Below are 22,117 nucleotides of genomic sequence, written 5' to 3'. Positions count from 1 at the left end.
TTATGAAAAGACTTTTTTTATTTATCGGATGTCTAAGCTTAGGTTTATCTACTGTAAGTTGTGATAAATTCTTAGATATTGAACCAGAAGGAAAAATTATTCCAAAAACCACAGATGATTATAGAAAATTGATGACGTCGGCTTACTTTGCGTACCCACGTCACAAGGCTCTAACGACTATACGAACGGATGAAGTTCAAGTTCCAGTAATGGACAACAGTGACTTCGCAGAAATTCGCGATGTATTTGTATACAATGACCAAAGTCCAAGTGATGGAACACGAGAGTATGGATACCAAGACTTATACAAAGTTATTTTCTATACCAATCAAACCATTAACGATGGTACAGGAACAATGCAAACGGGAGACGCAAAAGAACAACTTTTAGGTGAAGCTCATGCGCTACGTGCTCTGGCTTATTTCGATTTAGTAAACTTCTTTGCTAAACCGTATGATCCAGCTACAGCGGCTACAGAACCTGGTATTGTAATCTTAAACGAAGTAGATTTAGATAGCAAAAGACCGAAATCAACCGTAGCAGAAGTTTACAACCAAATTCATTCGGATATCGATGCCGCAAAAGCAAAATTAAAAGTAGTTACTTATGATGCAGGTACAAACTACCGTTTTTCTAAATTGGCTCTTTTGGCTTTAGAAGCCCGTGTAAATCTGTATCAAAAGAAATATGAAGCTGCAATTGCAAGTGCAGAAAGTGCATTAGCAATCAAAAATACACTACAAAACTTAAATGTAGATGCGAAAGAATCGGTTGCTCATTTCAAATCGGTAGAATCAATTATGAATTTAGAAGATGTATTTAAAACGACGTATAAATCTTTTGTTTTTGCCTCTGAAGAATTGAAAGCAAGTTATGATCAAGCAAACGACCTTCGTTATACGTCTTCATTTGATGATGTAAAAGGAAATCTAGTTTTGGTTAAAACAGGAAATGGAGATACTAAAATCACATTCAGAACGGCTGAATTGTACTTCATTAAAGCAGAAGCTCAACTATTCTTGAATCGATTGGATCAAGCGACAACTACGCTACAGCCCATTATCGAAAATCGCTACAAAGCCGAAGCTATCCCTGCTGTGTTAGCACAACTAAAATCGTTCGACCAAGTAGCATACAAAAAATTCATACTCGAAGAGCGATTCAGAGAATTTGCCTTTGAAGGTCAACGTTGGTTCGACTTGAGAAGATTAGATCAAAAGAAAATCGTGCACCGATTAGGTAACGAAGAATTTATACTACAACAAAACGATCCGCGCTATACGTTGCCTTTCCCAAGAAAAGCAAGAGAAAACAACCCAAATTTATAGCCAGTGACACTGCAAAAGCTACCAGAAATGGTAGCTTTTTTTATGTTCCAATTCCAGTATAAAAAAACGAATTTTTAGAACGGCTAACTTTTTAGTACTTTTACCCAAAAAAAGAAGTGCGCATAGCTATTGTTGAAGATGAAGCTCTAGCAGCTAATTATCTACAGAAATTATTACTGACACAAGACATCCTGCCCGTTGCGGTTGGAGAGATTACTATGCTTTCTTCTATTAAAGAAGCAACAACTTTCTTCTTTCAAAACACCGTGGATCTCATTTTCATGGACATTCACTTAGGCGATGGTAAGAGTCTGGAAATCTTCGACAAAATTGCTGTTAAAAGTCCTGTCGTGTTCATCACCGCTTATGACAACTACGCCATCGAAGCCTTTAAGCAATTTGCTATCGGTTACATCTTAAAACCTTTTGACAAGGACGCCTTAGACGAGGTACTCCTCAAATACGTTACCATTACCAAACGCTTACAAGAGGAACAACCATCCACCCTAGAAACCGCTACAGAAGCGATAAACACAAAGCTTAAAGACCGCTTTTTAATCCACGATGGCCATCGATTAAAATCAATAGAAACAAGCGAAATAGCCTATTTATTTGCTTCGGGTAAACACCTATTCTTACATACCTTTCAAGATGAGCGTTTCATTTATGATGACACTCTTAAAGATGTAATTGAAAAACTAGACGCTAAAACTTTCTTTAAAATTAATCGCAGTTTTATTGTCAATATTCACGCAATTAAAGAAGTGATTCGCCATACAAGTCAGAAGATAGAATTGGTTTTAAACGTGCAAAGTGACGATCAATACCCTATTTTTGTTAGTAAAGCTCATATCTCAAATTTAAAAGATTGGTTGAGTTAAATTACAAACCAACACGTCTCGACTTATTTTTTTTACTTACATTTGAGTCATACTAAAACAAACTGTACTATGAATGTAGGAGAATATATTGTCAAACTAATTGATGGGATCCTTGATTTCTTTCAACTAATCAAAGATTATTTGGATGACGCTTTGAGCATTTTTGAAAAAATAAAAGAAGTTATTTTAGATATCATTGACTATTTCTCAGCTCAAATTGAAGATCTGACCGAAGAAGCTTCTGCTCTTTTTCAAGATACAGAAGAAGATTATTTCTTTATTTAATTCTATTATTTTACCACAATTTTCTTTTTCATTTGCTCCACGACTTCGTAAGCTGCTGGACAGATTGATACATTTTGTAAGGTAAGATTTGCAATCTGTTGAAACTTCTTGCGATCCGTATGTGGGTATTCTCTACATGCTTTTGGACGAACTTCGTAAATCATACAATAGTTTTCTGCATCCAAAAATGTACAAGGTACTTGTTGTAGAACATAGTCATTGTCTTCATCGATTCTCAAATACTGATCGATAAATTGCTGGGGTTTGAGGCGTAAATGCTTGCTGATTCGCTCTATATCCGCACTGGTAAATAAAGGGCCTGTCGTTTTACAGCAATTGGCACAAGACAAACAATCCGTTTTTTTAAATACCGCATCGTGGATTTCCTGCATTTGATAATCCAAATCCTTAGGCGCTTTCTTTTGCAGCTTCGCCAAATACTTTTTATTCTCATTATGCTTATCTTTGGCTAACTTTGGAAGCTGTTGCAGTATTTTATCCATTCCTCTTTATTTTGAAGGACAAAATTACAACAACTCTCTTTTTTATAGCTCAAAAATCGACAAAAAAATGAAAGACCTCATTGGCCAAGCCCTATTAGATTTTCAAATCACCAAAAAACCAGCGGCAATTCTAACGGAGACCGATATCTCAGAAGCAGAGGAAATGGAGGTTTCCTATTGGTTTCGCTCCTATAAGGACATGCCCGAAATCGAGCAAATTGCCTTAAAAAAAAGCAAGGGAAAAATTCTTGATGTAGGCTGTGGTGCGGGATCTCATGCCCTTTATTTACAAGAAAAAGGGTTCGAAGTTACGCCTATCGATATTTCTCCAAAGGCTGTTGAAACGTGTCAATTGAGAGGCGTAAAAAACGCTAAAAACGCCAATATCCTTGATATCAAGAATGAACAATATGACACGATTCTTCTCTTGATGAATGGAACGGGTATTTTTGGAAAATTGATTCACATCACTACGTATTTAGAGCACTTAAAAAGCTTACTAGCTTCAGGTGGACAAATCCTAATCGACAGTTCGGATTTAATCTATATGTTCGACGAAGATGAAGACGGTGGAAAATGGATTCCGATGGACAATAAAGATTACTATGGAGAATTAGTTTTTAGCGTGGAATACAAAGGAGAAACAGAAGATGCCTTTCCGTGGTTGTATTTAGATTACAATACGCTTCAAAACGCAGCACATGGCTGTGGTTTAGATTGTGAAATACTATACGAGGGAGAAAATTTCGATTATCTCGCTCGACTAACGGTTAACCGTTACTAATAAAAAAGCCTAAGCAATATGCTTAGGCTTTTTTTTATATCTTGATTTACATTTCCATGTATTTCATCATGATTGATTGAATGCTAGCTCCCCATTCCATTCCAACTTGTTGTCCTTTATCATACAAAACTTTGTTTTTTTCGTATAATTTTTTTCCAACTGGAGTTTCATATAATTTAATCAATTCTTTGATTTCGCTATGCGTAAACTCTTGAATGTAAATATTAGCCATGTTCGATTTGAACTCTTTTAAGCTTACATCGAATTCTTTTTTAAATTCCGCTCTTTTTGCTTCTGGAATGTTTTGGATGATATCTTCTGTCATATAGTCAAAAGCTTTCATTTGTCCACTAACTTCCATGTATTTCTCAGCATCTGCTTTATAGGCCGCATCTTGTGCAAAACCGAAATGCCCTGCTAACATAAATGCAGCTACGATTACAATTTTTTTCATAATTATTATTCTTTTGGAGGAGTAAATATAAAGCTATACTAAGGAATATCCAAGTACTTATGTGTCTGTATTGATATTTTCCATTGAGGATTATTTTTCACATACTCTATAATCAAAGGCATCATTACCGCGCGTTTACTCCACTCTGTCTGTAATAATAACAAAGCATCTTTGTTTACTTGAGCTGCTTGTTCTTCTGCAAAGATAAAATCATGCTTATTATAAATCACAACTTTTAATTCATTCGCTGCTTCATAAGCACTTGCTGTTGGTAGTTTTGCCTTTTTTGGAGATAGGCAAACCCAATCAAAATCACCCGACATTTCATAAGCCCCAGATGTTTCTATATTGGTTTGTAGCCCCGCTTCCTTTAATTTCTTTGTTAGATAATCTAAATTATACATCAAGGGCTCCCCCCCTGTAATTACAGCTAAATTAGCCACTGCCGACGCATCAGAAACCATTTGCTCTACTGTTGTTAAGGGATGTAATTCCGCATCCCAACTTTCTTTCACATCACACCAATGGCATCCCACATCACATCCTCCTAATCGAATAAAGTAAGCCGCATGCCCCGAATAAAAACCTTCCCCTTGAATGGTGTAAAACTGTTCCATCAAAGGCAATACTTTTCCTTCTGTTAATGCCTTATTTTCTAGGTTATCCTGTATCATATCAAACTAATTATTATACTCGCAATTCCTACTTTTAAAACGTAGAATTACGCCGCAAAGATAAGGTAAAAACATGAATCTCTCGTTTTCTACTCCCTTATTCCACCGGTCAAATTTATAATTCACCCCGTGAACTATGCCTTATTTCTTGTTGATTATGAATAATTCACAACTTTGTCCCATCGAGCTTGCCCTCTAATTCAATCCATAAAATTCAAAAAAAAATCCAGAGGAAATTCCTCTGGATTCTATCATTAAAACCAAAATAGGTTTAGATTTTGTTTCTCTTACGATCTGTTTCTTTCAAGAAGATTTTTCTCAAACGAAGAGATTTTGGAGTTACCTCAACGTACTCATCTTTTTGGATGTACTCTAAAGCTTCTTCTAAAGAGAATTTAATTGCCGGAACAATTTTCGCTTTATCATCCGATCCAGATGCACGAACGTTTGTTAACTTCTTCGTTTTCGTTACGTTAACGGTCATATCATCTCCACGAGAGTTTTCACCGATTACTTGTCCTTCGTAAATATCCTCATTCGGATCTACGAAAAACTTACCACGGTCTTGTAATTTATCAATAGAATAAGGAATAGCTTTTCCATTTTCCATAGAAATTAAAGATCCGTTGATACGTCCAGCGATTTCACCTTTGTATGGTTGATATTCTAGGAAACGGTGCGACATAATTGCCTCACCAGCCGTTGCAGTTAACAATTGATTTCTCAAACCGATAATACCTCTAGAAGGTACTAAGAATTTAATAATCATACGGTCACCTTTCGGTTCCATGCTTAGCATTTCTCCTTTTTTCAACGACACGTATTCTACTCCACGTCCGGATAAGTTCTCAGGAATATCGATTGTCAACTCTTCTACTGGCTCACATTTAACTCCATCAATTTCTTTGATAATAACTTGTGGTTGACCAATTTGAAGTTCGTATCCTTCACGACGCATTGTTTCAATCAAAACAGACAAGTGTAATACACCACGTCCAAATACCATGAATTTATCAGCACTATCCGTTTCATTTACACGCAACGCTAAGTTCTTCTCTAATTCTTTATTTAAACGGTCTTTAATGTGACGAGACGTAACAAATTTACCTTCTTTACCGAAGAATGGAGAGTCGTTAATAGTAAACAACATACTCATTGTTGGTTCATCGATAGTAATTGTTGGCAATGCTTCTGGATTTTCAAAATCAGCGATAACATCTCCAATTTCAAATCCTTCAATTCCAACAACAGCACAGATATCACCTGCGTATACTTCTGCTACTTTTTTACGGCCTAGACCTTCAAAAGTATGTAATTCTTTAATTTTTGATTTAACGATTTTCCCGTCTCTTTTAATCAAAGAAATATTCATTCCTTCTTTTAATACTCCACGGTGTAAACGTCCAATAGCAATACGTCCTGTAAAAGTAGAGTAATCCAATGACGTAATTAACATCTGAGGAGTACCTTCTCTTACTTCAGCAGCAGGGATGTGCTCTAAAACCATATCTAATAATGGTTCTAAAGAGTCTGTTTGTTTTTTCCAATCATCAGACATCCAGTTGTTCTTAGCTGATCCGTAAACAGCAGGGAAATCCATTTGCCACTCTTCAGCTCCAAGTTCGAACATTAAGTCGAACACTTTTTCGTGTACTTCTTCAGGTGTACAGTTTTCTTTGTCCACTTTATTGATAACTACACATGGTTTTAACCCTAAGCTGATTGCTTTTTGCAATACAAATCGAGTTTGTGGCATCGGTCCTTCAAAAGCATCTACAATTAAAAGAACACCATCAGCCATATTCAATACACGCTCTACTTCTCCACCAAAATCCGCGTGTCCTGGAGTATCGATAATATTAATTTTAGTTCCTTTATAACTTACAGATACGTTTTTTGAAACGATTGTAATTCCTCTTTCTCTTTCGATATCCTCGTTATCTAGAATCAACTCTCCATTAGTTTCATTTTCACGAAATAACTGACAGTGGTGTAATATCTTGTCCACCATAGTAGTCTTACCATGGTCAACGTGTGCAATAATTGCAATATTCCTAATTTGTGTCATAAAAGGATTTTAAAATTATATTAGTATTCATTGAAACGTATAGTATAAACAAAAAAAGCCCTCATGGAATTGAGAGCTTAGTGTATGTCTTCTATAAACACAACCTATTGCTTCTTATAAAGCAGCAACGTGTTTTGTTAATTTAGATTTTAAATTAGAAGCTTTGTTCGCATGAATGATATTTTTCTTTGCTAATTTATCAATCATTGCAACCACTACAGGTAATTTATCAGCAGCATCCTTTTGATCTTCAATCAAACGTAAAGCTTTGATCGCGTTACGTGTAGTTTTATGCTGATATCTGTTTAATACTCTCTTTTTTTCGTTACCTCTAATTCTTTTTAAAGCTGACTTATGATTTGCCATTTTTTAAATATTTTATTAAGTCTATACTATTTTTTTTCTGTAGTCCGTAGGGGAATCGAACCCCTGTTACCAGGATGAAAACCTGGCGTCCTAACCCCTAGACGAACGGACCAAAAAACTATTTTTGATTCGCGATGAATCGTTGTAGTCCGTAGGGGAATCGAACCCCTGTTACCAGGATGAAAACCTGGCGTCCTAACCCCTAGACGAACGGACCAAAAACGCATTTGAGATTCCCGAGAGAATCACTGTAGTCCGTAGGGGAATCGAACCCCTGTTACCAGGATGAAAACCTGGCGTCCTAACCCCTAGACGAACGGACCAAATATGGTATTATTAGTATTCAAAAGAACTGTAGTCCGTAGGGGAATCGAACCCCTGTTACCAGGATGAAAACCTGGCGTCCTAACCCCTAGACGAACGGACCAAAATATCAAATGCGATTCTCAGAGAGAATCTTGTAGTCCGTAGGGGAATCGAACCCCTGTTACCAGGATGAAAACCTGGCGTCCTAACCCCTAGACGAACGGACCAAATGCATTAGTTAAAAAGAGCTTGTAGTCCGTAGGGGAATCGAACCCCTGTTACCAGGATGAAAACCTGGCGTCCTAACCCCTAGACGAACGGACCATTTTGTTTATCTAACGCGGATGCAAAAGTACAATATATTTTTAAACCCGCAAGAGAAAAAACAAAATTTTTTATTTCTAATAAGCTTTTGCAAACAACACTCTTCCTTTAGAAGGCGCCCCTGTTAGCACACAAACCCCTGCTTCCTCTTTTCTATCAATTGGAATACAGCGAATTGTAGCCTTTGTAAGATCTTTAATTCTTTCTTCTGTCTCAATTGTACCATCCCAATGTGCTGAAACAAATCCTCCTTTATTTTCTAATAAATCTTTGAACTCTTCAAAAGAATTCGCCTCCGTGATATGATAATCTCTGTACGCTTTTGCTTTATCGAATAAATTCGTTTGAATCTCTTCTAGCATATCTTGCACATAGGTAACAATAGCATCCTTCGCTACAATCTCTTTGGTGAATGTATCGCGACGAGCCACCTCGAATGTTCCGTTTTCTAAGTCTTTTGGTCCAATCGCAATACGCAACGGCACACCTTTTAACTCATACTCATTGAACTTCCATCCTGGCTTGAACGTTGTACGATCGTCAAACTTAAACGAAATATTTAATTTTTTAAATTGATCGGTTACCTTTTTCACTTCCTCGCGAATTTCTTCTAATTGTTCGTCTGTTTTATGAATAGGCACAATCACCACTTGAATTGGCGCCAAGTTTGGAGGCAATACCAAGCCATTGTCATCGGAGTGTGTCATAACCAATGCTCCCATCAATCGCGTACTTACTCCCCAAGAGGTAGCCCATACATATTCTTGCTTCCCTTCTTGACTTGTAAATTTCACATCAAATGCTTTAGCAAAATTCTGCCCTAAAAAGTGAGAAGTCCCCGCTTGTAGCGCTTTACCATCTTGCATTAATGCTTCAATACAATAGGTTTCAATCGCACCAGCAAAACGCTCATTTTCTGTTTTAAATCCTTTTACAACTGGAATAGCCATAAAATTTTCAGCAAAATCAGCATACACTTCTAGCATTTGTTCTGCTTCAGCCACTGCTTCTTGTTCTGTAGCGTGTGCCGTATGCCCCTCTTGCCATAAGAATTCCGACGTTCTCAAAAACAAACGCGTTCTCATCTCCCAACGCACCACATTAGCCCATTGATTCACTAAAATAGGTAAATCACGGTATGATTCAATCCACTTTCTATAGGTATCCCAAATAATAGTTTCCGATGTAGGACGAACGATTAACTCCTCCTCCAACTTCGCCTCTGGATCTACCTCAATTGTTTTTCCGTCTTCTCCTGTTTTTAAGCGATAATGCGTCACTACTGCACATTCCTTTGCAAATCCATCCACGTGACTAGCTTCCTTACTAAAATAAGACTTGGGGATGAATAAGGGGAAATACGCATTTTGATGTCCAGTCTCTTTGAACTTCTTGTCTAACTCTGCTTGCATTTTCTCCCAAATAGCATAGCCATATGGCTTAATAACCATACATCCTCGAACTCCCGAATTTTCGGCCAAATCAGCTTTTACTACAAGCTCATTGTACCACTTCGAATAGTCCTCACTTCTCTTAGTAATATTCTTGCTCATTTTTAATATATTAGCAGTTAAGTTGTTTAACTCTTAATTAACTATAATAATTCCACAAAAGTAACTAAATTTGTTTCTAACAACAATTAAATTCCCATCGAAAATGACTACAATTCTTCAAAAAACAATAAGCATGAGAAGAATCAGCCTTTTCTTACTTCTAGGAGGATTCGCTATTTCTTGTGGTTCATACCATAATTCATCTTACTCTCAAGATGGTATTTATGGACAAAGCACACAAGTTGATCCCTATACAGGTAATGATTCGGGTAATTACTATGAGAACTATTTTGCCTCTCTTAATGAAGATATGGAATATTTCACGGATGTCAATACCTATAATTCACCTGTAAATGACAGTATATTGAACAATATACCGAATAAAGCAGTGAGTTATGGTTCATGGGGAACTGAACCAACGAGTATTCAAGTAAATTATCAAAACAACAATTACAGACCGTATTGGGGGTATGGGTATTATGATCCGTTCTACGATCCGTACTACTATGGTGGTGGTTGGGGATTGAGTATAGGATTTGGTTGGAATAGCTATTATAGACCGTGGTACAATAGTTACTATTGGGGATCTCCCTACTATGGTGGATACTATTCTCCCTATTATTCTCATGGTTACCACACCAATTATTATTCAAGAGGTTCTTATGGAAACACCCGACCTTCTTATAATGCTAATGGATCAAGAAGTTACTATTCTAGATCAAATAACTTAGCCAACAGAGCTTCTTCCAGAACAAATTACGGCTCTAGATCAACCTATCAAGGCACGCGATCAAATTCAGCCTACAGCGGCACGCGCTCTACTTACAGCAATAGAACAAATAACAACAATAGCACTAATACAAGAAGCAACTACGGCAATAGTAGTTCTAGAAGCAATTACAATAACAACAGCTCTAGAACCAACTACAACAATAACAGCTCTAGAAGCAACTACAACAACAGCAGCTCTAGAAGCAACTACAACAATAGCAGCTCGAGAAGCAACTACAACAGCAGTAGTGGAAATACAAGAAGTAGTTATAGCACAGGTAGTAGCAGCAGCAGAAGTAACTACAGTAGTGGCGGAGGAGGAACAAGAAGTAGCTATGGCAATAGTTCTCGTAGATAATTATCTTAATCATTTTGAAAGCAACGTATGTATATCAATAAATTTATTTTAGGTTTAAGTGCCTCAATCTTGACGATTAGTACAATACAAGCTCAAGAACCCAATCCTTTAGACATCGCTAGATATTCCGAATCTGATATGAATGGAACAGCACGATTTAGAGGAATGAGCGGAGCCTTTGGTGCAGTTGGAGGCGACTTATCTGCACTAAAAATCAACCCCGCAGGAGGTGCCATCTTCAACTATAACCAAGCTGCTTTTAGCATGTCATTGGTTAATAAAAACAACAGAACTAACTACATGAACAACGAGGAGTCCAAAAATTACACGGGACTTGATGTCGGTCAAGTAGGAACTGTTTTTGTTTTTAATTCAAATGACCCTGCAGCAACAATGAAGAAATTTGCTATTGGAATAAATTACGAGAGTACCAAAAATCACCATAACGATTACACCCTTATAGGAACAGGTCAAACGAATTCCTTGGGTGAGTACTTTTATCAATTAGCCAATAACGGACGTATTCCACATGATGCCCTAAATGGCGATGATACGCAAGGCTATCTTGATGCTGCCTATGCGAATGGATTCCTAGGCCAACAAACCTACTTAGCCTACAAATCTTATATCTTAGATACAGGAAAAAACGACGGAGAATACACGTCTAACTTTGGAACAAACAAAGACACCTATACGCAAGGAAAATTCGTAAGCACCAGTGGATATAGCAGTAAGTTTTCTGGAAACTTCTCTGCTCAACTGGGTGATCGTATTTTCGTTGGAGGAAATCTAAATTTACACCTTTTTGATCATACACAGAATTCACGTGCAGTTGAAGTAAATCACGCTACTGATTTACCTAAAGGGATGGTAAATTCTATCCTGTACTCTAATTCCCTTTATACCTATGGAACTGGCTTTTCATTTACGCTAGGGGTAATTGGGCAAATTACAGATGAATTAAGAGCAGGGGTTTCCTATGAATCTCCAACATGGTACAATTTAAAAGAGGAATTGACACAAGGTATAGAAACAACGCGCTCGGGGTTCTCCGAAACATCTTGGCTTTATCCTAATGTTGTAAATATTTCAGATCGTTACCGCTTACAAACCCCTGGAAGCTATACCGGAAGTTTGGCTTATGTCTTTAATAAAAAAGGATTAATCAGTGTTGATTACAGCGTCAAAGACTATAGCAATCAACGATTCAGCCCTAAAAACAGCTATACGCATGACATTCTAAATACATTCTACGATACAGAGATGAAAACAGCAAGTGAGTTTCGCATTGGTGGAGAGTATAAAATCAAACAAGTGAGCCTTCGTGGAGGATATCGCTTTGAAGAAAGTCCGTATAAAAACACAAAATACATGGGAGACTTGAATAGCTTTTCCGCAGGTATTGGTTATGAATTCGGAAACGCTAGATTAGACTTAGCATACACACATTCAGCACGTTCCTATAAAACAAATGTCTTAGATATGACCGTAAATAATTTATACGATAATGCGAATTGGAAAATCAAAGAAAACTGGGTAAGTTTATCCTATGTCATCAATTTCTAATTTTATTTAGAACTTTTAATACTATGAATCTCTTTAAGGATAAACTCTTAAAGAGATTTTTTTATTGTATTTTTGCCTCAAAATTTTTAGGAATTATAAAATTCAAACTAATGAAAGCCTTTTTTAAACTTTTTGCAAGTGTATGCTTGTTGGCAACTACAGTAGGATTTGCACAAGAAACAGCCACTACGCCTTTGCGTTATACAGCCTCAAATAAAGGTAAATTTTACATATACTGGGGAGGAAACAGAGGTTATTATACCAATTCAGACATTCGTTTTAGAGGAGAGAACTATGATTTCACCCTTCAAGACGTAAAAGCAGACGACAAACCTAAAGGATGGCATATGGATTATATCAATCCAGGTCGTATGACTATTCCTCAGACAAACTTCAGAGTTGGTTATTTTATTTCAGACAAATACAATATCTCAATTGGTGTAGACCACATGAAATACGTAATGCGTCAAAACCAGACCGTAAATTATACAGGTGAATACTACGGTGAAGGTACTTATGGAGAACAAGTTGCTGGTCATCCTGATCAGGTAAAATTGACCGACGAGTTTTTAAAATTCGAACATACGGATGGATTGAACTACTTAAATGTTGAAGTCAATCGCGTAGACGATATTTCTAAATTATTTAGTATTTACAATACAGACAAAATTCAAATCAACGTTACAGAAGGACTAGGGTTTGGTATTATCTATCCTAAAACGAATACAACCTTATTAGGTAAAGATCGATACGATGAATTTCACGTTTCTGGTTTAGGTTTTTCTGCCAAAGCAGGTTTAAACGTAACCTTCTTTAAACATTTCTTTGTGCAAGCCGAGTTAAAAGGAGGATTTATTGATATGTATGACGTTCGTACAACAGACAGTAAAAAAGACAAAGCATTCCACAACTTCTGGTTTGGAGAAACAGTAATTGCATTTGGAGGAATTTTCAAGCTGTAAATTCCCTAAACGATATCCTATAAAAGTGACTGACTTGAAAGAGCAGTCACTTTTTTTATTTCCCTATATCGCTCTCCGTCAAATCTTTTCTAAAACGGAATCATTTTAGATAATCCCTACACTTCACATAATTCTCATAAAGCTGCTTCGCTATATAGAAAAAAAATGTACTTTTGCAGTCCAATTTTTTTCAAACAAATGAGAACTAAATCTTTAAAAAAGAACAAGATAAACGTTGTAACTCTAGGTTGCTCCAAAAATATTTACGACAGTGAGGTATTAATGGGACAATTAAAAGCTAGCGGTAAAGACGTTACACACGAAGCGGCAAACGACGAAGCAAATATTATTGTAATTAACACTTGTGGTTTTATCAACAATGCAAAAGCGGAATCTGTCAATACTATTTTAGAGTACGTAGATAAAAAAGAACAAGGTATTGTAGATAAAGTATTTGTGACTGGATGTTTATCAGAGCGATACAAGCCAGACTTAGAAGCTGAGATTCCAAATGTAGACAAGTACTTTGGAACAACCGATTTACCTCTTCTTTTAAAAGCATTAGGTGCAGATTACAGACATGAGCTATTAGGTGAGCGTTTAACAACTACGCCTAAGAACTACGCTTATTTAAAAATTGCCGAAGGATGTGATCGCCCTTGTAGTTTTTGTGCTATTCCGATTATGCGCGGAAAACACATTTCACAACCTATTGAGAAGTTGGTTAAAGAAGCTGAAGGTTTAGCTAAAAATGGTGTAAAAGAATTAATCCTTATTGCTCAAGACTTGACGTACTACGGGTTAGATTTATACAAAAAAAGAAATCTGGCGGAGCTACTTGAAAACTTAACGAAAGTAGAAGGCATCGAATGGATTCGTTTACACTATGCTTTCCCTACTGGATTTCCAATGGATGTATTGGAATTAATGAAGCGAGAGCCTAAAATTTGTAATTATATCGATATTCCCTTGCAACATATTTCAGATAATATCTTGAAATCCATGCGCCGTGGAACCACACAAGCCAAAACAACAAAATTATTAAAGGAATTTAGAGCAGCTGTACCAGGGATGGCTATTCGTACAACTTTAATTGTTGGGTATCCAGGAGAAACAGAAGAAGATTTCCAAATATTAAAAGATTGGGTACAAGAAATGCGTTTTGAGCGTTTAGGTTGTTTTGCTTATTCTCATGAAGAAAACACCCATGCTTACTCTTTAGAAGATGACGTTCCTCAAGAAGTAAAACAAGAAAGAGCCAATGAAATCATGGAGATTCAAGCTCAAATATCTTGGGAATTAAATCAAGAGAAAATTGGAAAAACATACCGTTGTATCATCGACAGAAAAGAAGGAAATCACTTCATTGGTCGTACAGAATTTGATAGTCCTGATGTGGACAACGAAGTTTTAGTTGATGCAACAAAGCACTATCTAAAAATCGGAGACTTTGCCAATATTACCATTGATGAAGCAACAGAATTCGATTTATACGGAAGTCCAGCAAACTAATATAAAAAAACGCCATCTCAAGTAGATGGCGTTTTTTTTTGAAGAAGTTCTAGGTTATAGATAAATTTTACAAACCGCTTGAACCTCACAAAAAACAACTTGGGTGTTGCCTAAAATAGTTTTAAGTTTAGAAAAAATACAGGATCATGCTTAAACAAACTATTTCTCTTTTAACCCTTACCTTAACTTCGCTGGTTGGAGCTCAACATAAAGTTCACTTCACCTCTACTCCATCTTTGAGTCCGGATGCCAAAACCACGTACTTTAGTTTTGATGGAGACCTTTGGCAGGTTCCCACTGCTGGAGGAGAAGCTTTACGACTCACTGCCTTACCGGGTAACGAAACCAATCCACGCATTTCTCCTGATGGTAAATGGCTGGCTTTTAGTTCTGATCAATACGGCAATAAAGATATTTTTTTAATGCCGTTAACAGGGGGCACCATTCAACAATTAACTTATCATCAAGCAGCAGATGACATGGAAAGCTGGAGTTGGGACAGTGAAACGATTTACTTTTCGAGTAATGCTTATAACAATTACGCTTCCTTTAAAATCTATAAAAACGGAGGTACTCCTACCCCTCTATTCACCAATTATTTCAACAATACCAATGGTTTAGTTGAAACTCCATCGGGTGAATACTTATTTACTAATTCCACAGAGAGTGCCAATCAAGTTACGCGAAAACGCTACAAGGGAGAAAATAATCCCGATATTTTAGGGTATAATCCGGCGACTGATCACTTTAAACAATATACCGATTACAACGGAAAAGATTTTAATCCTACTGTTGATCGACAAGGGAATATCTACTTCATTTCGGATGAAAATAATGGACATTATAACCTTTATACGTTTAAAAATGGAAAGAAAACAGCCTTAACGGAATTTACCTCATCCATCAAAAAACCATTTGTCTCGGCTGATGGGAGTCAAGTTATTTTTGAAAAAGACTATCAATTATTTGTGTATGACACCAAGCTAAATCAAGTGCGATCGCTTGATATTACACTAAATACCAATCAGTCCCTCGCCAAAGAACAAACCTTTAAAGTTGAAGATAATATCAGCTTTTTTGATGTTTCACCAGATGGCAAAAAGCTAGCTTTCATTAGCCGAGGTGTATTATTTGTCTCAGATATAGAAGGTAAATTTATACAAGCACTTACGGATGGCAAAGAGCGTGTCATGGAAGTAAGATGGTTAAAAGACAATCAAACGCTCTTATTTAGTCAAACCTATAACGGCTATCAAAATTGGTTCAAAATCGGAGGCAATGGCAAAGGGAAAGCAGAACAATTGACACATGATACGCGCAATAACAGAGATTTGACGCTCAACAAAACACTTACTCAAGCGGTATATACTAGTGGACGAGATGAAATTCGCCTGCTCGATTTACAATCTTTTACCTCTAAAACGATAGTCAAAGATGAAATATGGGCCTTTCAGAGCGCTCCTCCTTCATTTTCTCCCGATGGAGCTTATGTACTCTTTACGGCGAAACGCAACTTTGAGGATGATATTTTTATCCACAACATTCAAAAAAATGAAACCATCAACCTGACCAATACTGGCGTATCAGAAGCTAATCCCGTTTGGTCTCCTTCTGGGAAATACATCTATTTTGCCAGTGATCGCTTGAATCCTTCTTATCCTATGGGTATGCAAAGCGCTAGTATTTATCGCCTCGCCTTAGATTGGTATGCAGAACCTTTTAAATCCGATGAATTTGATCAACTATTTATAGCCAAAAAGGAGGAAGAAGAGCAAAATAAAAAAACAACAAACAAGTCAAAATCAACAACTAAAACGGAACAATCCGTTGTGGTACAAATCAATACGCAAGATGTATTGGACCGAATTGAATTAGTGAGTGATAAATTTGGCAATCAATCCACTCCTATGGTGTTTCAAGACAATAAAAAAGAGTATGTGTACTATTCTTCTAATCAAGAAAATGGCAAATACACGTTATATCGCAAGATATACGAGAAATTCGAAAAAGCCAAAACAGAAAAAGTTTGGGATAAAAGTGTAAGTCAAATTCAACAAAAAGACAAAACACTCTACGCATTAAGTGGTCATACTATCTACAAATTTGCTTTAGAGAAAGGTACACCAGAAAAGATTGCTATTTCGCATTCCTTCACCAAAAACTTAGCGGAGGAATTTAATCAAATGTTTGAAGAAACTTGGTCCGGTGTGGAAGAAAACTTCTACGATGAGACTTTTCATGGGCTAGATTGGAAAGCAACGAAAGACTACTTTAGTACGTATCTTCCTTATTTAAATAACAGAAATGACCTTCGAATTCTACTCAATGATATGTTAGGAGAATTGGGCTCTTCTCACTTGGGGTTTACCTCAACAGGAGAGGAAGAAAAAATGAGATTACAATACAATACCGCAGAGATGGGAGTAATTTTCTCTACATCTAACCCTTATGAAGTAGCGCGCGTAATCCGAAAATCTCCAGCTGGCACGAAAAATAGTAGCATACAAAAAGGCGATGTATTAACACACATCAATGGACAGTCAGTTGATCCTACAAAAAATCGAGATGAGTACTTTACTTTCGCTCATGAACAAGAAGAAATTGACGTAACATTCGTCCGTGAGGGAAAAGAAGTCAACGCAAAAATCCATCCCATTTCCTTTGTCACACAAAAAGGCTTGCTATATGATGAATGGATCTATCAAAATAAACAACGTGTCAACGAATGGAGTGACAACCGAATTGCTTATAGTTACATGAAAAATATGGGAGCATCTGAATTAGATTCTTTCTTATTGGACATGGTAGAACAAGAACACCACAAAGAAGGTGTCATTTTAGATCTTCGTTTTAATACAGGTGGAAATGTACACGATAAAGTCCTTAACTTCTTAGCACAACGCCCCTATTTACAATGGAAGTATAGAGAAGGAAAACTCACAATGCAAAGTAATTTTAGTCCAAGTGGTAAACCAATTGTATTGTTAATTAACGAGTTCTCACTTAGTGATGCAGAAATGACCGCTGCTGGTTTCAAAGCACTTAAACTTGGTAAAATTATCGGGCAGGAAACCTATCGTTGGATTATTTTTACATCCGGTAAATCGCTAGTCGACCACTCTTTCTATCGCTTACCCTCTTGGGGAACGTATACCTTAGAAGGAGATAATTTAGAAAAAACAGGAGTTGCTCCTGATATCTATGTCAAAAATACGTTCATGGACCGCCTACATGAGAGGGATCCACAGTTAGAACGTGCTGTACAAGAAATTTTACAGGATTTAAATCCAAGGAAATAAATAAAAAAGAGAACTTTTTTAGATAAAAGTTCTCTTTTTTCGTTCTTTTTCAATACATTAATGGTAAAGTTTGTTCTTTTAGATGAAATCGCTTTTTTTATTTACAATAATATAATGTTGAGATAATTGCTATTCCATAGAATTGATACACTTTTGTTTTTCACTAATCAATACTTGAACTATGAAATTAAGAACGCCCTTGTTATCCTTACTTTGCACTGTAATCACCTCTACTACGATCGCACAAGAATCAAAAACACTGCGCATTGGTCATCGAGGTGCCATGGGGCATATTACTGAAAACACGGTTGAATCTGTTTTAAAAGCCGTTGAATTACGCTGTGATATGATTGAGATTGACGTCTTCAAAATAAAAAGTGGAGAACTTGTCGTTTTTCACGATGATACACTCGATCGCATTACCAATGCAAAAGGAAATATTGAAAGTTATACCCTAGAGGAATTGGAGGATGTTTTAGTGGGGGGTAAATACAAAATTCCAACATTAGAAGAAGTAATCGATGTTATAGAAAAAAAGGCAGTACTAAATATTGAATTAAAAGGCAGTAATACGGCAGTAGATACGCATCGAATTATTCACAACTTCTTAGAAAGAGGATGGACGTATGACGATTTTATTCTTTCTAGTTTTAAATGGGAAGAGCTAAAAATAGCACATGACTTAGATGCCCATTTACCACTCGCTGTATTGACAGAGAAAAAACCAGAAGATGCGATTGAATTCGCCTTAAACATCAAGGCTAAAGCTATTAATCCGTATCACAAAATGCTCCATGAGGAAAATACAGCTTTAATAAAAAAAGAAAAGCTAAAAATCTATCCTTGGACGGTCAATGACCCTAAAGACATTGAACGCATGAAAAAACTAAAAGTGGATGGTATTATCACCAATTTCCCAGAACGAATTTAAATGATTTGCTTTATATGATAAGGTCAGTGATATAATAACATCACTGACCTTTTTATTTATTCGCTTATTTTCATTTCAATTCTCGATTTTAGGAGATTCACCTATAATTAATTGTTCACCGCTTTTTAACTACATATTCATGCTTCGTAAGGATTTCTTCAATCATAGATGAAAATCACTATATCCGAAATGCTTATGCTTCTTTAAATAAGCAAGCAAGACCAGTTTAATCAATAGATACAATTCTTGTCTATTTATTATTTTTCACAATTTCTAGTTCTGCATATTGAAATTCAAACACAGTGTACATTCCCCCAAATAAACGATACGTATCATCCTCATCATCATAATAATCATCCATTCCCCCATAACTATCTTCTTGATCAAACCGATATACAGTAGCCGTAAGTGGTAAGTTTTGGCTATTATACGTATAATCTATATAACTATAGTTAGTCTTATTTTCCATACAGGTAATATTGTTTTTAGACTTATAAGAAGTAAACATCAAATGCTCTAAGCCACTATAATAGAATGAAAAAAAGTAAGGAAAATTATCAAACGGTTCTTTCGCATCATCATAACTAAGCATTACTGAATCAATACCCTCTTTTTCTCTGTAGGATTTATTGCGTATTATCGGACTTTTATCCACAATAGTCTTTATTCTATTTTTATCATCATACAAATATTCATACTTTTTTATTATGTTCGATTCTCCATTCCAATAAGTTGTAATTTCTGTTTCAGTAATTAGGTTGTTTTTGTTATAAGTATAAGTAATTACAATATAATGGGGTAGTCTATTTACAGGAGACTCTTCTTTTTTTATCTGATAGAGCAAACCATTTTTGTAAATAAATTTTATATGGGGCAACTCTGATATTATTTCATTCTGTTCGTTATACGCTAATTGTGGTTTGAATGTACTCTCTTTTGATTCCCCTATATGTATTATCCTCCCTGATTGATCGTAAGAAAAAAACATAGTCGTTGAATTTAGTAATTCATATAATTCTTCATCCTCATCCTCAACATAATAATTCTTTCCAAAATTTTTTTCTGTAATAGCCGCTACTACTGTAATTTTATGAGTCTGTTGTGCCATTGCTTTTACAGCTATAATTAAGACACCTAGAAGTAATATTTTTTTCATTTATTTATTCTTTTTTTACAATTTCTATTTATCACTGTGTCATAAAACCACTTTTCGTTTGCTTTGATGCGTTTTTTCCTTTATCTCATTGAGTTGATATTTTGTTTTAAAAAAAACAAGAAACTATCCTTTTGAGACAGTCCTTTTTTTTCGTGACTTTGCAACAACAAAAACTCAATACGGCAATTCCAAATAAAATTTTATTCATTTTTTTAAAAAGCATCAAGCCAATGGGCATTAAGTTGTGTTTCTTATAAATACTCCAATACCTTAGACATATCTTCTCCAAAAAAGTTGTGCTCTTTTGCTACCTCGTATAATTCAGGGTATTGATCAGCTAGAATAATAAAGTCATATGGAATGGTGCTCGCATATTTTTCTGAAACATTCAGCTCTAGTAAAGCAGTATACACCCAGATCATCGCGCGTTCCTCTGGAGTATAATAAGGTTCGCGCTGTTTCATATAATTATCAACTTCACTTTCATCTGCAGCATACTCATTCGGAATGTAATCGGTCGTCATTTGAATAAAGTAGTAATCTAAGGGAACACGGATATAATCTTCATCTTCTTTTGCCAACTCTACGGCGGCAGCCAACATCTTTTTCTTTACAATTAGCTTTCCATCAAATCCGCGAGAAAAAAACAAACGATCAAACATGCGGTAGTCCCACCCTTTGCGGGTGAGTTCACTCATCTCGTTATATTCCTTCATATATTTTCTTTGGATGTTTTTGTAAATATCGTAATCGGTTAAAGCAAAGCCTTCATACCCCGCATATTCAACCAATTTAGTTGAAAAATAAGAATGGTAAATACTATTTAATGCTGCTTTACTTCTATAAAAGATATAATTATTACAGGCTACATCTTCTTGTCCAAAAGGATACCAATAATATATTTCTCCAAAATCATCGTATTTTTCAGACCCATTGTTGATTCCATCAATATAGTATCTGTTTTTTCGATCAAAAACGAAATTTGGATGGGTCAATCTAAGAAGAGGAACGTTTATATATAAATCTTTCGTGTGTAACTTGGGGGTTAATATTAAATAATCTCCAATCGTAGTTACCCGAGGATTATTGGAGTGATCCGCATAGATATCTACACCAAATATATCTTGTATTCCTTTGGCAAAGGTAGCCTCATCTGGAAATTGAAAACCGCGACTTTTCAATCCCTCATAATACAATTCATTTAATAAATTGAGAGCCTCTAACTCATATTCAGACTCTCTATACCCATAATCAGGCATTCCATTAGTACCTGCTACTGTAATGTTCCTCATCGCTTCTTGATACTTTTTCTCTCTTCCTTTCATAACTTCTCTATATAATGTGTCTTGGGGATCAAAATATTGTGGCAAATCTTGCCAATGGACTTTTTCCTTTTTTTGTTCTTGTTTAATTTCTACCTCTTCACTTACCAAATCTTTAGTTTGTTTTTGGCAACTGATGAAACTTAGTAATAAGAACACGATACTTCTCTTCATTTTATGCTATTTTAATTTTTTACTATATCCTTTTGGTCGAAAATACCCTTTCCAACCAGCATGTGCTTGTAACGCGCCTCCTTTCAATTGATAATACGATACTCGAGTATGATTATCATCTAATCCCAACGTTTTTATTTCCTTTCTTTCTTTCTCACTTAAATGAGGAAACTTATTGTTTACATGAGTATCCATATCTGCACTATTTGTTAAAGCTTCTAGTATAGTCACCATTTCAGTAGTGGAATCATAATCATAGACAATTCCTGTGTGACCATCTCCTCCATCTTTCCTCCACACAAATATATCCCCTGGCTGTGGTTCAAAATTGGGGTCAAAAACACCATCTTTACCATCGACATGTTCTATACTACATCCCTCGTTGAGTAATTTTTTGTAACTGCCATTTTTCAGGAAAGCTCCTTCAGAAACTATATCTCCAGTAGTTAACCAAGCGACATCTTTCGTTAGTCCCAATAAGTACAGGTAGATACACACAAACTCCGAGCAATCAACTTCTTTGATATCCTTGTACTTTAA

General features: G+C 36.0%; 19 protein-coding genes and 6 tRNA genes. 10 read left to right on the top strand and 15 right to left on the bottom strand.

Translation table 11 applies throughout. The features are described from left to right. Positions 1–2: 2 nt before the first annotated feature. The 3 genes from FBR08_RS09705 to FBR08_RS09695 all read left to right on the top strand — a co-directional run bounded on the left by FBR08_RS09705 (position 3) and on the right by FBR08_RS09695 (position 2,494). Positions 3–1,328, top strand: a complete 1,326-nt coding sequence (locus FBR08_RS09705) for a RagB/SusD family nutrient uptake outer membrane protein (protein WP_158962526.1) — start codon at positions 3–5, stop codon at positions 1,326–1,328. A 116-nt stretch (positions 1,329–1,444) separates the two neighbouring features. Beyond that, positions 1,445–2,209: a LytR/AlgR family response regulator transcription factor gene (locus FBR08_RS09700; RefSeq protein ID WP_158962525.1), complete on the top strand. Its 765-nt coding sequence runs from the start codon at positions 1,445–1,447 to the stop codon at positions 2,207–2,209. A 69-nt stretch (positions 2,210–2,278) separates the two neighbouring features. After that, entirely contained in the window at positions 2,279–2,494 is a 216-nt protein-coding gene (locus FBR08_RS09695) for a hypothetical protein (protein ID WP_158962524.1), read from the top strand. A gap of 5 nt (positions 2,495–2,499) precedes the next feature. Here the strand turns inward: FBR08_RS09695 and FBR08_RS09690 are convergent, their stop codons facing one another. Next, positions 2,500–2,997 carry a YkgJ family cysteine cluster protein gene (locus tag FBR08_RS09690; protein WP_158962523.1) on the bottom strand — a complete coding sequence of 166 codons (498 nt, stop codon included), beginning with the start codon at positions 2,995–2,997 and terminating at the stop codon, positions 2,500–2,502. A gap of 67 nt (positions 2,998–3,064) precedes the next feature. Between FBR08_RS09690 and FBR08_RS09685 the strand changes: the two genes are divergently transcribed. Further along, a complete protein-coding gene (locus FBR08_RS09685) occupies positions 3,065–3,781 on the top strand; it encodes a class I SAM-dependent methyltransferase (protein WP_158962522.1) in 717 nt (238 codons plus the stop codon). A gap of 46 nt (positions 3,782–3,827) precedes the next feature. On the opposite strand, the gene FBR08_RS09680 is transcribed toward FBR08_RS09685, so the two are convergent. The 11 genes from FBR08_RS09680 to proS all read right to left on the bottom strand — a co-directional run bounded on the left by FBR08_RS09680 (position 3,828) and on the right by proS (position 9,526). Beyond that, positions 3,828–4,235 (bottom strand): DUF2059 domain-containing protein, encoded by a 408-nt coding sequence (locus FBR08_RS09680; RefSeq protein ID WP_158962521.1) that lies wholly within the window; start codon positions 4,233–4,235, stop codon positions 3,828–3,830. A gap of 38 nt (positions 4,236–4,273) precedes the next feature. Beyond that, a complete protein-coding gene (locus FBR08_RS09675; RefSeq protein WP_158962520.1) occupies positions 4,274–4,909 on the bottom strand; it encodes a 7-carboxy-7-deazaguanine synthase QueE in 636 nt (211 codons plus the stop codon). Between the two features lie 271 nt (positions 4,910–5,180). Next, complete coding sequence (gene typA, locus FBR08_RS09670) at positions 5,181–6,977, bottom strand: translational GTPase TypA (RefSeq protein ID WP_158962519.1); 1,797 nt, start codon at positions 6,975–6,977, stop codon at positions 5,181–5,183. A gap of 114 nt (positions 6,978–7,091) precedes the next feature. After that, complete coding sequence (rpsT, locus tag FBR08_RS09665) at positions 7,092–7,343, bottom strand: 30S ribosomal protein S20 (protein WP_158962518.1); 252 nt, start codon at positions 7,341–7,343, stop codon at positions 7,092–7,094. 40 nt (positions 7,344–7,383) lie between these two features. After that, a tRNA-Glu gene (locus tag FBR08_RS09660) sits at positions 7,384–7,455 on the bottom strand. Positions 7,456–7,488: 33 nt separating this feature from the next. Next, a tRNA-Glu gene (locus tag FBR08_RS09655) sits at positions 7,489–7,560 on the bottom strand. A 34-nt stretch (positions 7,561–7,594) separates the two neighbouring features. Then, positions 7,595–7,666: transfer RNA gene (locus tag FBR08_RS09650), tRNA-Glu, on the bottom strand. A 32-nt stretch (positions 7,667–7,698) separates the two neighbouring features. Beyond that, positions 7,699–7,770, bottom strand: a tRNA-Glu gene (locus FBR08_RS09645). 34 nt (positions 7,771–7,804) lie between these two features. Then, positions 7,805–7,876 (bottom strand) — tRNA-Glu (locus tag FBR08_RS09640). A 25-nt stretch (positions 7,877–7,901) separates the two neighbouring features. Continuing rightward, positions 7,902–7,973 (bottom strand) — tRNA-Glu (locus tag FBR08_RS09635). 77 nt (positions 7,974–8,050) lie between these two features. Further along, a complete protein-coding gene (proS, locus tag FBR08_RS09630; RefSeq protein ID WP_158962517.1) occupies positions 8,051–9,526 on the bottom strand; it encodes a proline--tRNA ligase in 1,476 nt (491 codons plus the stop codon). Positions 9,527–9,659: 133 nt separating this feature from the next. On the opposite strand from proS, the gene FBR08_RS09625 reads away from it, so the two are divergent. From FBR08_RS09625 to FBR08_RS09600, 6 genes are all read left to right on the top strand, one after another. After that, positions 9,660–10,655, top strand: a complete 996-nt coding sequence (locus tag FBR08_RS09625; protein WP_233266083.1) for a hypothetical protein — start codon at positions 9,660–9,662, stop codon at positions 10,653–10,655. 27 nt (positions 10,656–10,682) lie between these two features. Continuing rightward, positions 10,683–12,221, top strand: coding sequence for an OmpP1/FadL family transporter (locus FBR08_RS09620; protein WP_158962515.1), 1,539 nt, complete (start codon positions 10,683–10,685; stop codon positions 12,219–12,221). Between the two features lie 110 nt (positions 12,222–12,331). Continuing rightward, the gene (locus FBR08_RS09615) at positions 12,332–13,183 is read left to right on the top strand and encodes a hypothetical protein (protein WP_158962514.1); all 852 of its coding nucleotides are present in this window, start codon (positions 12,332–12,334) and stop codon (positions 13,181–13,183) included. 198 nt (positions 13,184–13,381) lie between these two features. Further along, positions 13,382–14,695: a 30S ribosomal protein S12 methylthiotransferase RimO gene (gene rimO / locus FBR08_RS09610; RefSeq protein ID WP_158962513.1), complete on the top strand. Its 1,314-nt coding sequence runs from the start codon at positions 13,382–13,384 to the stop codon at positions 14,693–14,695. A gap of 146 nt (positions 14,696–14,841) precedes the next feature. Then, complete coding sequence (locus tag FBR08_RS09605; RefSeq protein ID WP_158962512.1) at positions 14,842–17,994, top strand: S41 family peptidase; 3,153 nt, start codon at positions 14,842–14,844, stop codon at positions 17,992–17,994. Positions 17,995–18,175: 181 nt separating this feature from the next. Continuing rightward, positions 18,176–18,925, top strand: a complete 750-nt coding sequence (locus tag FBR08_RS09600) for a glycerophosphodiester phosphodiesterase (protein WP_158962511.1) — start codon at positions 18,176–18,178, stop codon at positions 18,923–18,925. 250 nt (positions 18,926–19,175) lie between these two features. Here FBR08_RS09600 and FBR08_RS09595 read toward each other — a convergent pair whose 3' ends face one another. The 3 genes from FBR08_RS09595 to FBR08_RS09585 form a co-directional block, all read right to left on the bottom strand. Next, positions 19,176–20,081, bottom strand: a complete 906-nt coding sequence (locus FBR08_RS09595; RefSeq protein WP_158962510.1) for a hypothetical protein — start codon at positions 20,079–20,081, stop codon at positions 19,176–19,178. A gap of 251 nt (positions 20,082–20,332) precedes the next feature. Beyond that, on the bottom strand, positions 20,333–21,577 hold the full coding sequence (locus tag FBR08_RS09590) for a hypothetical protein (protein WP_158962509.1): 1,245 nt from the start codon (positions 21,575–21,577) through the stop codon (positions 20,333–20,335). A gap of 6 nt (positions 21,578–21,583) precedes the next feature. Next, complete coding sequence (locus FBR08_RS09585) at positions 21,584–22,102, bottom strand: CHAP domain-containing protein (RefSeq protein WP_262885176.1); 519 nt, start codon at positions 22,100–22,102, stop codon at positions 21,584–21,586. Between the last annotated feature and the right edge of the window lie 15 nt (positions 22,103–22,117).

Origin of the sequence: Myroides fluvii, from assembly GCF_009792295.1 — a bacterium.
In the GTDB taxonomy this organism is placed as follows: domain Bacteria; phylum Bacteroidota; class Bacteroidia; order Flavobacteriales; family Flavobacteriaceae; genus Flavobacterium; species Flavobacterium fluvii_A.
The sequence above is the reverse complement of the archived record's forward strand: the minus strand, read 5'-3'. Positions and strand labels throughout refer to the sequence as shown.